Source organism: Sulfuriflexus sp. (assembly GCF_032250955.1).
GTDB lineage: Bacteria > Pseudomonadota > Gammaproteobacteria > AKS1 > AKS1 > Sulfuriflexus.
The window spans coordinates 1-12,035 of sequence record NZ_JAVVES010000074.1; the positions used below are offsets into that span (position 1 = coordinate 1).

The 12,035-nt window shown below is 54.7% G+C and carries 10 protein-coding genes; 8 read left to right on the forward strand and 2 right to left on the reverse strand.

The features are described from left to right. The first annotated feature begins 216 nt into the window (after positions 1-216). The 3 genes from RQ738_RS11705 to RQ738_RS11715 all read left to right on the forward strand — a co-directional run bounded on the left by RQ738_RS11705 (position 217) and on the right by RQ738_RS11715 (position 2,697). Entirely contained in the window at positions 217-603 is a 387-nt protein-coding gene (locus RQ738_RS11705; RefSeq protein ID WP_314165404.1) for a type II toxin-antitoxin system RelE/ParE family toxin, read from the forward strand. Continuing rightward, complete coding sequence (locus RQ738_RS11710) at positions 584-889, forward strand: DNA-binding transcriptional regulator (RefSeq protein ID WP_314165405.1); 306 nt, start codon at positions 584-586, stop codon at positions 887-889. Before RQ738_RS11705 ends, RQ738_RS11710 begins: the two co-directional genes overlap by 20 nt. A gap of 596 nt (positions 890-1,485) precedes the next feature. Next, entirely contained in the window at positions 1,486-2,697 is a 1,212-nt protein-coding gene (locus RQ738_RS11715) for a Fic family protein (protein ID WP_314165406.1), read from the forward strand. A gap of 276 nt (positions 2,698-2,973) precedes the next feature. Here the strand turns inward: RQ738_RS11715 and RQ738_RS11720 are convergent, their stop codons facing one another. Next, complete coding sequence (locus tag RQ738_RS11720) at positions 2,974-3,519, reverse strand: GspH/FimT family pseudopilin (RefSeq protein ID WP_314165408.1); 546 nt, start codon at positions 3,517-3,519, stop codon at positions 2,974-2,976. Between the two features lie 88 nt (positions 3,520-3,607). Further along, the gene (locus tag RQ738_RS11725) at positions 3,608-4,792 is read right to left on the reverse strand and encodes a pyridoxal phosphate-dependent aminotransferase (RefSeq protein ID WP_314165409.1); all 1,185 of its coding nucleotides are present in this window, start codon (positions 4,790-4,792) and stop codon (positions 3,608-3,610) included. 94 nt (positions 4,793-4,886) lie between these two features. On the opposite strand from RQ738_RS11725, the gene uvrB reads away from it, so the two are divergent. The 5 genes from uvrB to RQ738_RS11750 all read left to right on the forward strand — a co-directional run bounded on the left by uvrB (position 4,887) and on the right by RQ738_RS11750 (position 12,009). Continuing rightward, on the forward strand, positions 4,887-6,932 hold the full coding sequence (gene uvrB, locus RQ738_RS11730; protein ID WP_314165410.1) for an excinuclease ABC subunit UvrB: 2,046 nt from the start codon (positions 4,887-4,889) through the stop codon (positions 6,930-6,932). A 245-nt stretch (positions 6,933-7,177) separates the two neighbouring features. Next, positions 7,178-8,266, forward strand: a complete 1,089-nt coding sequence (gmd, locus tag RQ738_RS11735) for a GDP-mannose 4,6-dehydratase (protein WP_314165411.1) — start codon at positions 7,178-7,180, stop codon at positions 8,264-8,266. 263 nt (positions 8,267-8,529) lie between these two features. After that, positions 8,530-9,498, forward strand: coding sequence for a GDP-L-fucose synthase (locus RQ738_RS11740; protein WP_314165412.1), 969 nt, complete (start codon positions 8,530-8,532; stop codon positions 9,496-9,498). 16 nt (positions 9,499-9,514) lie between these two features. Continuing rightward, complete coding sequence (locus RQ738_RS11745) at positions 9,515-10,930, forward strand: mannose-1-phosphate guanylyltransferase/mannose-6-phosphate isomerase (protein WP_314165414.1); 1,416 nt, start codon at positions 9,515-9,517, stop codon at positions 10,928-10,930. 53 nt (positions 10,931-10,983) lie between these two features. After that, complete coding sequence (locus RQ738_RS11750; protein WP_314165415.1) at positions 10,984-12,009, forward strand: hypothetical protein; 1,026 nt, start codon at positions 10,984-10,986, stop codon at positions 12,007-12,009. Positions 12,010-12,035: the final 26 nt, after the last annotated feature.

Genomic DNA, 12,035 nt, shown 5'->3' on the forward strand with positions numbered 1-12,035 from the left:
CATGGTAGTTTTGTTCCGTTATTGTTTGTATACGCATATTCTACCGGCTTTGCCGGTTAAATCCGACAGACTCCTAGAAACCAGAAATTACCGAATTTTACTAACAACCATTAAAAAACAATTAGTTACAATCAATTCAAATAATTTGAGCAACACTCAATATGGCAAACTATAGCACTTAGTGCTATAGTTTCTAAAAGCACATCAGGACGATCAATGCGAATAATAAAAACAAAGCTATTTTCAGGCTGGGTAGATGATGAAGGCGTTACTAATGAAATGCTATGTGATGCTATATCGGAAATGGAAGAAGGATTGTTCGAGGCGAACCTGGGTGGCAATGTCTATAAGAAACGGATTGCCAGACAAGGCAGAGGGAAAAGCAGCGGCTTTAGAACGCTTATCGCCACAAAACTGGATGATATTGCTTTCTTCATGTATGGGTTCTCTAAGAATCAGAGGGCAAATATCAGTAAGAAGGAATTAAGAGCATTGAAGATGCTGGCTGAGCAGTTACTAGGATATAGTACCCAGGGCCTTGCAAAGGCGATTGATGCTAAAGAATTTATAGAGGTAGAGTGTGATGAAGAAGTCAATTCTTGAAACAGTGTACAGTACAGCAAAGGGCTTGCATGAGGCAGAGGTATTAGATGCCAAGACTATGCGTGAGTTTGATGCTTTGTGCCTGCCTCCTGTAAAAACTTATAGCGCCAGACAAATACGAAATATTCGCCTTAAGAATAAAGCGAGCCAAGGTGTTTTCGCTGTCTATCTAAATACGAGTGCATCAACAATACAAAAGTGGGAAAGTGGCGCAAAGAAACCTAGTAGTGCATCACTTAAGCTACTTAATATCGTAGACAGAAAAGGTCTCGAGATCTTGGCCTAACCCCACAGGTAGGTCGGATTGAACCGCCCCGGGTTTTGAGGAGGCTCTAACATCTGAGAGAGTTTCGGCATGGGCACGTCGGATTTACTTTACTTTAGAACCCTATGGGTTCATTAAGCATTTCCTACGCTCCGCTACGGTCACGCCATGTTCCGCATGTCTAATCCGACCTACTGGATTCCGGCATTCGGAATGACGAGTGGTTTATTCCCTCACCTTGGCCCTGCTACTTCGTCATGAATGCTTTAACTCCCTCTCCCTCCGGGAGAGGGTTGGGGTGAGGGGGCTTCAATCAGGCATTGCTTGTTTCATATTGATTCGCTTAGTAGGTTTCAGGATGGGCACGTCGGATTACGCCATGTTCTACATGTCTAATCCGACGGGTTCTATTTCGCCATAATGACGGGGTGTTTTTGGACGGATACTGACTGCGAGCGGGCAGGGGTTTACTGTCGACGCATAGCCTATAGCGGCGGGTTTATACCTGAACTGGCCAATAAAGCGGCCATAATCACGTCTAAAAATAACCACAAATACATATAAAACAGTTAGATAAATACCTTGAAACAGGCCATAAAACCGGCCAAAATGGGTGTATGAAGAATACGACCCCGGATTTTACACCTTATATACCATCAGATGCCGCCCTGGCAGGTTCTTCCGTGCCGGATAAGGCGACAGCACTGATGGTGGCAGCCGCCGAGCTTACCGGCCAGCTGGCAGACAAGACGCGCCAGACGATCACCCGGCACATGGCGGTGATCAACTCGTATTACTCGAACCTGATTGAGGGGAACAATACCCGGCCGCATGATATTCGTCAGGCACAGGCGGGGGCGTTCTCTCGGGATCAGACGGCGCGGGATCTGCAGATGGAGTCACTGGCGCATATCCATGTGCAGGAATGGATCGCCGATCAGGCCGCGAGCCTGGATACCTTGTTCACACCGGCCTTCATCCAGGCCATCCACCGTGAGTTCTATGCGCAGATCCCGGCCTCACTGCACCAGATCAAGGACATCAATGATGACGAGGTGAGAACGGTGGTTCCCGGTGCCTGGCGCGAGCATGAGGTCCGTGTTGGGCAACATATCGCACCTGATCAACATCATGTTGCCGCCCTGATGGAAAGGTTGTGCCAGGTTTATCATCCAGACCGGTACCGGGGAGATCGCAAGATCATCGCGATCATGTGTGCGCATCATCGGCTTGCCTGGGTGCATCCGTTCTCAGATGGGAACGGTCGCGTGAACCGTTTGTTTACCGATGCGGCGTTACGCGCCATCGATATGAAGAGCAGCGGGGTGTGGTGCCTAAGCCGAGGACTTGCCCGTGCGTCTGTGCAGTATAAAGCCGCACTGGCCAATGCCGACAGTGTACGGCAGGGCAACCTTGATGGGCGAGGAGTGTTAAGCGAGACGTCATTACTGGCCTTTTGTGAGTTCATGTTGGACACCGCACAGGATCAGGTTCACTACATTAGCCGCCTGTTGAGCTTGAAGAACATGCGCGATCGCATGGCGGCCTATGTGCAGGCCCGTAATGATAATCGGGTACCCGGCTACGCCGGGCTTAAAGCGGTTGCGGTGAATGTTTTATATAGCGCTTTTGTGGAAGGGGCGATCTCCCGTGCACGGGCGATCAGTCTGTGTGAAGGCATGGCCGAACGCTCGGCCAGGCGCTTACTTGCGCAACTCAAGGAAGACGGGCTGTTGAGTGAAACCTCATCACGTTCTGATTTAACCTGGGAGATCCCGGAGCATGTCGAGGCCTGGTATTTTCCAGAGTTAACGCCGGGGATGAGATAGAAGAGGTTCTATTGTCGGATTACTTAGGATGCCTCAGAATTCCATATGTAGGTCGAATTAGGAGTGGAAACGACGTGACCGTAGCGGAGCGTAGGAAATACTTGATAAAACCCGCAGGGGTTTTGAAGTGAATCCGACAGCAGGTTTTACATGGGCACGTCGGATTACGCCATGTTCCACATGTCTAATCTGACCTATGGTCTGGGTATTTTATCCCCTCACCCTAACCCTCTCCCTGAGGGAGAGGGGAAAAACTCTAGGATGAGGGGATAAAGATTAACCGCAATTCAGGGGGCCGCCGTCGGGGGCGGTTTCGGACAGCCGGGTACGACCTGAATTCGAGAGGATCACGGCCTTGGTCCATTCGGGGTGATCGGGGTCGCAGAAGGTGTAGGTGCCATTGGTGCCGGGGGAGAAGCCGGTGGCCTGGTAAACGACTTTGCGGCGTCGCCCTGAGGTGATGGTAATGCCGTTGTCCTTGCCGCTCTCGAGGCGTAGCAGGCTTTCTCCGGCGTCCCGCTCGCGGTTGGCATTGGTGTCGGCGAAGGTGATCCAGCCCTTGTGCCAGCCCTCTGTGAGGCCACAGTTCACGCCGTCGGGGCTGCGGCACATGACGACACGATGGCCGCGCTTGACGGCTTCGCTGCGCGCATAGTGCAGGTGGGAGATAAACGTGTTGATTTCAGTGGTGAGGTGATTACGTTGCACGAGCCCGGTGAAGGCCGGAATTGCCGTGGTGGTGAGCACGGCGGCGATGCTCATGGTGCTCATTAGCTCCAGCAGTGTGAGGCCACGCTGGTGAAAAAAAGTGGGGATATCCATATCCACCTCCCATTCCATGTGAAGAGCCCGTCCATGGGCAGTTTCAGACTACGTTAGTCGGGAAGGGGATGGTGTACGAATTGGCTTATTATGCCTTCAGTCGATCACTGATACGGCTGACAGCATTAGTCAGGTTGTCCATGCTCGTGGCATAGGAGAGGCGCACATAGCCGGGGGCACCGAAGGCGGAACCTGGCACCAGGGCGACGCCGGCCTCGGTGAGCAGGGTCTCGGCAAAGGCGACGTCGTCCTCGCTGCCCAGTTTCTGCATGGCCTCATGGACGTCAGGAAAGGCGTAGAAGGTGCCATCTGAAGGCAGGCAGCTAAAGCCGGGCAGTTCATTCAGCGCGGCGATGAGCACATCGTGACGCTGCTTGAAGGCCGCGACCATTTCACCAATGCAGTCCTGCGGGCCTTCGAGCGCGGCCTGGGCAGCGGCCTGGGCGATGGAGCAGGCATTGGAGGTGCTTTGTGACTGCACTTTCTTCATGGCGCCGATAAGCTCGGCGGGGCCGCCGGCATAGCCGATACGCCAGCCGGTCATTGAATAGGCCTTGGAGACGCCGTTGAGGACGATAGTGCGTTCATACAGCGCCGGACAGGCCATGACGATGTTCACAAACGGTTCCTCGGTCCAGAGGATATGCTCGTACATGTCATCGGTGGCGATCAGTAGCTGCGGGTGACGCAGCAGCACCTCGCCGAGGGTGGCCAGCTCGGCCTTGCTGTAGGCGACACCGGTCGGGTTGGAGGGGCTGTTCAGCACGACCAGCCGGGTTCTGGGCGTGATCGCCGCCTCCAGCTGCGCCGGGGTGATCTTGAAATGCTGTTCGATGCCGGCCTCGATGATCACCGGCGTGGCATCGGCGAGCAGGACCATATCCGGGTAGGAGACCCAGTAAGGGGCCGCGATAATGACCTCGTCGCCGGTATCCAGCAGGGCCTGGGCGAGGTTGTAAAAGCTCTGTTTGCCACCGGTCGAGACCAGGATCTGCTCCGGCGCATAGCTGAGGCCGTTGTCACGCTGGAATTTATCGATCACGGCCTGTTTCAGGCCGGCGGTGCCGTCGACGGCGGTGTATTTGGTCTCGCCCCGCTGGATGGCCTGCCTGGCGGCTTCCTTGATGTGCTCGGGGGTGTCAAAATCCGGTTCCCCGGCGCCGAGACCAATAATGTCTTCGCCGGCTGCACGCAGGGCCTTGGCGCGCGCGGTCACGGCCAGGGTGGGCGAAGGTTTAATGCGTTGTACGCGTTGCGAAAGCTTTATGTCCACAGAAAATGCTCAAGTAAGGCCCGATTAACGAGCACGTAAAACAAAACGGCTGTAATATACTGGATTGATCCTCGAAAGACCATGAATTAAGCCAATGTTATCCCGACCATTCCAACTTGAATCGAACTACACCCCCGCCGGTGATCAACCGGCCGCGATTGAGGGCCTCATCGATGGCCTGTCGGCCGGCGAGGCGGGCATGACCCTGCTCGGCGTGACCGGTTCGGGCAAGACCTTCACCATAGCCAATGTCATCCAGGAATTACAGCGCCCGGCGATTATTATGGCGCCGAACAAGACCCTGGCCGCGCAGTTGTATGGCGAGATGAAGGAGTTTTTCCCGCACAACGCGGTGGAGTACTTCGTTTCCTATTACGACTACTACCAGCCCGAGGCCTATGTGCCGAGTTCGGACACCTTTATCGACAAGGATGCCTCGATCAACGAACACATCGAGCAGATGCGCCTGTCGGCGACCAAGGCCATCATGGAGCGCAAGGATACGATCGTGGTCGCCTCGGTCTCGGCCATTTACGGCCTTGGTGATCCGAAACTCTATCTGGGCATGATCCTGCACCTGGTACGCGGCGAGCCGATTGAGCAGCGCTACCTGCTGCGCCGCCTTGCTGAACTGCAATACAAGCGCAACGATACCGAGTTACGCCGTGCCACCTACCGTGTGCGTGGCGAGGTGATCGATGTCTTCCCGGCCGACTCTGATCGCGAGGCGATCCGGATCGAGTTGTTTGATGACGAGATCGAGCAGCTCAGTTACTTTGACCCGTTAACCGGGGAAGTGCTGCGCCGCGTGCCGCGCCTGACGATTTACCCGAAGACGCACTATGTGACGCCGCGCCAGACCCTGCTCGACGCGATTGAGCAGATCAAGGTCGAGTTGAAGGAACGTCTTGAGCAACTGCGCTCGGTAGACAAGCTCGTCGAGGCGCAGCGTCTCGAGCAGCGCACCAATTTTGACATCGAGATGATCCAGGAACTGGGTTATTGCTCGGGTATCGAAAACTATTCACGTTACCTCTCCGGACGCGAGCCGGGGCAGGCGCCGCCGACTTTCTTTGATTATCTGCCCGAAGATGCCTTGCTCGTGATCGACGAGTCGCATGTCACCGTGCCGCAGGTTGGCGGCATGTACAAGGGTGACCGTTCGCGGAAGACCACCCTGGTCGAATATGGTTTCCGTTTGCCTTCGGCGCTTGATAACCGGCCGTTGCGGTTTGATGAGTTCGAGAAACTGATCCCGCAAACGATCTATGTCTCGGCCACCCCCGGGCCTTATGAAAAGGAACACTCCGGCCAGATAATCGAGCAGGTCGTGCGCCCGACCGGCCTGATAGACCCGGAAGTCGAGGTCCGTCCCGTGGCGACGCAGGTCGATGACCTGCTGTCCGAGGCGCGTCTGCGCATCGCCCAGGGCGAGCGCGTGCTGGTGACGACCCTGACCAAGCGGATGTCGGAAGACCTCACTGATTACCTGGCCGAGCACGATATACGGGTGCGTTACCTGCACTCTGACATTGAGACGGTCGAGCGCATGGAGATCCTGCGTGACCTGCGCCTGGGCGAGTTTGATGTGCTGGTCGGTATCAACCTGTTGCGCGAGGGGCTCGATATCCCCGAGGTGTCACTGGTGGCTATTCTGGATGCCGACAAGGAAGGTTTCCTGCGTTCCGACCGCTCCTTGATCCAGACCATGGGGCGTGCCGCGCGTAATCTTCACGGCAAGGCGATCCTGTATGCCGATAAAATCACCGGGTCCATGGAGCGCGCGATGGGGGAGACCTCGCGACGCCGCGAGAAGCAGATTGCCTATAACAAGGAACATGGCATCACGCCGAAGAGTGTGGAAAAGGCCGTGCATGATGTCATGGAGGCAGGTTTTGCCGGCATGAAGGGGAATGCGCGGCAATATGCCCGGGTCGCCGAAGATGTGATTGAGTATGCCGCGATGTCACCGGCGCAACTTGAGAAGAAGATCGCGGAAATGGAGCAGCAGATGTATAAACATGCGCAGAACCTCGAGTTCGAGGAGGCCGGCCGCCTGCGTGACGAAATCGCGCATATTCGGGAAAGCAATATGGGACTGCTTGAAGCCGGTACGTCCAGGGCTAAAAAGGCGGGCTAGCATGTAAACAGAGCGTCCTTTCTCCCTCCAACGAAGCGTCCCTTCTCCCTTCGGGAGAAGGACAGGATGAGGGAATATGCTTGGGTTCAGGGCATTTATTCACGGTTAGGCTGTATTTTATCCCCTCACCCCAACCCTCTCCCTGAGGGAGAGGGAGTATAGGGTAGACATGCCCCATATTATGTTAATATTCATGGTCTTGGTATGAATAGTTAGATTACAGTAATCAGGAAGCAGATTTTATAATGACAAAACGAGCACTTATAACAGGGGTGACGGGGCAGGACGGGGCCTATCTGGCGGAATTTCTACTCAAAAAGGGTTACGAGGTGCACGGTATCAAGCGCCGCGCCTCGTCGTTCAACACAGACCGGATCGATCACCTTTACCAGGACCCGCATGTCTCGGGTCGCCAGTTTATCCTGCATTACGGCGATTTGAGTGATTCGACCAACCTGATTCGCATTGTCCAGGAAGTCCAGCCTGACGAGGTCTACAATCTCGGTGCCCAGAGTCATGTGGCGGTTTCCTTCGAGAGTCCGGAATACACGGCGGATACGGTCGGGCTTGGCGCGCTGCGCATCCTTGAGGCGATCCGTATCGCGGGGCTGGAGAAGAAGACCCGCTATTACCAGGCATCGACCTCCGAGTTGTTCGGTGAGGTGCAGGAGATCCCGCAGAAGGAAACCACGCCGTTTTATCCGCGTTCGCCTTATGCTGCTGCCAAGTTGTATGCCTACTGGATCACGGTGAACTACCGCGAAGCGTATGGCATGTATGCCTGCAACGGTATCCTCTTCAACCATGAATCACCGGTACGCGGTGAGACCTTCGTGACCCGCAAGATCACCCGTGCCATGGCGCGTATCAGCCTGGGTCTGCAGGACTGTGTCTACCTCGGCAACATGAATGCGCTACGTGACTGGGGGCATGCCAAGGATTATGTCGAGATGCAGTGGCTGATGCTGCAACAGGACGAGCCGGAGGATTTCTGTATTGCCACCGGCGTGCAATATTCGGTGCGTGATTTCTGTAACACGGCCTATGGCCATCTTGGCAAGAGTATTCGCTGGGAAGGCGATGGCGTTGATGAGAAGGGTTATGATGCCGAAACCGGCCAGTGCATTGTGGCGGTTGACCCGCGTTACTTCCGCCCGACAGAGGTTGAAACCCTGCTGGGTGACCCGTCAAAGGCAAAGGAAAAACTTGGCTGGGAGCCGAAGATCACCTTTGATGAAATGGTGCATGAAATGATGGAGCATGACCTGGAACTCGCCAAGCGCGATGCCCTGGTGACGAAACACGGTTTCAGGGCCTATGACTACCATGAATGATGGGGCTGAAAATAGATGTTTGCTTCTCGTCATTCTGGCGAATGGCTAGTTGTTCCATCAGAAGGCCGGGATGAGGGTGCAAATAAAACAATGTGTCGTCGAATCTAAATCCCCTCACCCTAACCCTCGGATAGAACCACTAACCATTCGCCTAAGCTGTCAAACGACGACAGCCAAGGCGCTGGTTATCCCGAAGGGAGAGAGAATTAACGGGACAGCAGTGAAACAACATCAATAAAATAATAGTGATTGATAATACCTGTATGAAGAAAGACGCAAAAATTTATGTCGCCGGCCACCGTGGCCTGGTGGGCGCTGCGATCACGCGCCAACTCGAGTCGCAGGGTTTCAGTAACGTGATTACCCGCACGCATGCCGAACTGGACTTATGCGACCAGGCCGCCGTGCGGGACTTCTTCGCCGCGGAAAAACCCGAGTACGTGATCCTGGCTGCAGGCAAGGTGGGAGGGATTCACGCGAACAATACCTACCCGGCCGAGTTTATTTACGAAAATATCATGATCGAGGCGAATGTCATCGACGCTGCCTACCGCAATAATGTACAGCGTTTATTGTTCCTGGGGAGTTCCTGCATTTACCCCAGGCATGCCGAACAGCCGATGCGTGAAGAGACGCTGTTAACCGGCGAGCTTGAATCCACCAATGAACCCTATGCGCTGGCCAAGATTGCCGGCATCAAGATGTGTGAGTCTTATAACCGCCAATATGGCACGGATTACCGTTCGGTGATGCCGACTAACCTTTACGGCCAGGGTGACAATTTCCACCCGGAAAACTCGCATGTTATCCCGGCGCTGATACGGCGCTTTCATGAAGCCAGGTTGCGCGGAGACAAAGAGGTCGTTGTGTGGGGTACCGGTAATGCCAGGCGTGAGTTCCTGCACGTTGATGATATGGCCGCCGCGTCGTTGTTTGTGCTGCAACTGGATAATGCCACTTATAAAGCCAATACGCAGGCGATGCTTTCACAGATTAATATCGGTACCGGCGCTGATTGCACGATTCGTGAAATGGCGGAAACGGTTAAACGTGTCGTAGGTTTTGAAGGTGAATTGATCTTTGATGATTCCAAACCCGATGGCCCGCCCAGAAAGCTGCTCGATGTCTCTCGTATAAAAGCGATGGGTTGGGAGCATGCGATCTCTCTTGAAGAAGGGCTTGCATCCACTTTTGAATGGTTCAAGGCAAACGAAGGCCGCTTTCGCGCCTGATTGAGAGCGTATAAAAATGATACCCATTATTCTTTCAGGTGGCTCGGGCAGTCGCCTGTGGCCATTGTCGCGGGAAAGTTATCCCAAGCAGTTTTTGCCGTTGGTCTCGGAGTACAGCATGCTGCGCGAGACGCTGGAGCGTTTGCAGGGGCTGGATGGATTGGCTCAACCTATCGTCGTGTGTAATGAGGAACACCGTTTCCTCGTGGCTGAGCAACTGCGCGAAATGCAGCTGGTGCCGCAGGCCATAGTACTGGAGCCCGAGGGCCGCAATACCGCACCGGCTGTTGCCATTGGCGCACTGGCTGCACTGGAACAGGATGAAGATGCCCTGTTACTTGTCCTGCCCGCGGATCACGTCATTGAACATGTCTCTGCCTTCCACGCCAGCCTGGCAGTGGCCAGTGCCGCCGCCAGGGCAGGCGAGCTGGTGACCTTCGGTATTGTGCTAACCGCGCCCGAAACCGGTTACGGCTATATCAAGGCAAACGAGCATTATGACAAGTCGCAGCCATGCCGCAGCCTTGCAGTAGAACACTTTGTCGAAAAACCTGATTTGGCCACGGCCACGTCCTACCTGAGCTCGGGCGATTACTTCTGGAACAGCGGGATGTTTATGTTCAAGGCCTCCGCTTACCTGGCGGAACTGGCGCAGCATGCGCCGGCGATGCTCGGCAAGTGCCGGGATGCGTATTCGGCCGCCATACGCGATATGGACTTTGTGCGTCTCGGCGAGGACGCCTTCATGAGTATTCAGGCGGACTCGATCGATTACGCGGTAATGGAAAAAACTGCCAGGGCCGTCGTGGTGCCGCTGGATGCCGGCTGGAACGACATCGGTTCCTGGTCGGCTCTTTCGGCAGTCTCGGCGCAGGATGAGCAGGCGAATGTCGTCAGCGGTGATGTGTTGATAGAAGACAGCCATCATTGCTATGTGCGCTCAGAGAGCCGTCTGGTGGCGGCTATCGGTGTGCGGGATCATGTTATCGTCGAAACGGCGGACGCGGTTCTGGTCGCCTCCCGGGATAGAGCGCAGGACGTCAAACGAATCGTTGAACGCTTGAAGCTGGAAGAACGTAGCGAGCGTTTGCACCATCGGCGTGTATTCAGGCCATGGGGCAGTTACGAAAGCATTGATGAAGGCGAGCGCTTCCTCGTAAAACGGATTATTGTCAACCCGGGTGCCAGTTTGTCCTTGCAAATGCATGCGCACCGGGCGGAGCACTGGGTGGTCGTGACCGGCACGGCCAGGGTCACGCGAGGGGATGAGATTGTGGAACTGCATGAAGACCAATCCACCTATATCCCCGTGGGCACGAAACATCGTCTGGAGAACCCGACCAAAGTGCCGCTGGAGATCATCGAGGTGCAGACGGGCGGCTATCTCGGTGAAGACGACATCGTGCGTTTTGATGATATCTATGGTCGTTAGGCAAAAACGGCTGGGTAATTTGATGCCGGGATTTATCTGACAGGGAAAGATTCATGAGTCGTTTGACTGACATGCCGGTATGGAAAGCATTACAACAACATCAGGAGTCACTGGCGTCACATTCATTGCGTGACATGTTTGCCGCCGATACGAAGCGTTTCAACAGTTTCTCTCTTCAGTTCGGGGATATCCTCCTCGATTATTCAAAAAACCAGGTGTCCAAAGACACCATGGCCTTGTTATATGAACTGGCCGAGCAGTGCGACTTGAGCGACTGGATTGATCGCATGTTCAGGGGTGAGCAGATCAACCATACCGAGCAGCGCGCCGTATTACACACGGCGTTGCGCAAACAGGCGAATGCGCCGGTTTATGTGGCCGGTGTCGATGTCATGCCCGAGGTGAGAGAGGCATTGGCCCGCATGAGATCACTTGCCGGGCGCATTCGTGCGGGTGAATGGAAAGGCTTCAGTGGTCAGCCGATAACCGATATCGTTAATCTTGGCGTGGGTGGCTCGGACCTGGGGCCAAAAATGGTCGCGGCGGCCTTGCATCCTTATGGTCAGCCCGGCCTTCATGTGCATTTTGTCTCGAACGTGGACCCCAGTCACATTAGTGACACCTTGCGTACGCTCAACCCGGCGACAACATTGTTTATTATCTCCTCGAAGAGTTTCACCACTCAGGACACACTCGCGAACGCGGCAGTGGCCCGCAAGTGGATTACGGCGGTGTCGGTCGACACTGCTGCCATTAGCCGGCACTTTGTTGCTGTTACGAATAATATTACTGCGGCCAGCGAGTTCGGCATTGCTGCTGAGAATATTTTCAAGATGTGGGACTGGGTAGGGGGGAGATATTCTCTCTGGTCTGCGATTGGTTTGTCGGTGGCCATTTATATCGGCATGGAAAACTTCGAGGCGCTGCTCGACGGTGCCCGTGAAATGGATGAGCATTTTCAAACCGCGCCCTGGCAGGAGAACCTGCCCGTGACCCTGGCCCTGATAGGTATCTGGTATATTAATTTCGGCTCTTCGGAAAAATTAGTGGGTAAAAATATAGCGAATTTGGAGCAATAGAGATAGTTTTCTGGAAATTGGAGGGT

What these genes read in the sequence shown, in the direction of transcription:
- RQ738_RS11710 (WP_314165405.1), top strand. Translation starts at nt 584, where the DNA reads ATGAAGAAGTCAATTCTTGAAACAGTGTACAGTACAGCAAAGGGCTTG.
- RQ738_RS11750 (WP_314165415.1), top strand. Translation starts at nt 10,984, where the DNA reads ATGAGTCGTTTGACTGACATGCCGGTATGGAAAGCATTACAACAACAT.
- RQ738_RS11740 (WP_314165412.1), top strand. Translation starts at nt 8,530, where the DNA reads ATGAAGAAAGACGCAAAAATTTATGTCGCCGGCCACCGTGGCCTGGTG.
- RQ738_RS11720 (WP_314165408.1), bottom strand. Translation starts at nt 3,519, where the DNA reads ATGGATATCCCCACTTTTTTTCACCAGCGTGGCCTCACACTGCTGGAG.
- RQ738_RS11705 (WP_314165404.1), top strand. Translation starts at nt 217, where the DNA reads ATGCGAATAATAAAAACAAAGCTATTTTCAGGCTGGGTAGATGATGAA.
- RQ738_RS11745 (WP_314165414.1), top strand. Translation starts at nt 9,515, where the DNA reads ATGATACCCATTATTCTTTCAGGTGGCTCGGGCAGTCGCCTGTGGCCA.
- RQ738_RS11715 (WP_314165406.1), top strand. Translation starts at nt 1,486, where the DNA reads ATGAAGAATACGACCCCGGATTTTACACCTTATATACCATCAGATGCC.
- gmd (WP_314165411.1), top strand. Translation starts at nt 7,178, where the DNA reads ATGACAAAACGAGCACTTATAACAGGGGTGACGGGGCAGGACGGGGCC.
- uvrB (WP_314165410.1), top strand. Translation starts at nt 4,887, where the DNA reads ATGTTATCCCGACCATTCCAACTTGAATCGAACTACACCCCCGCCGGT.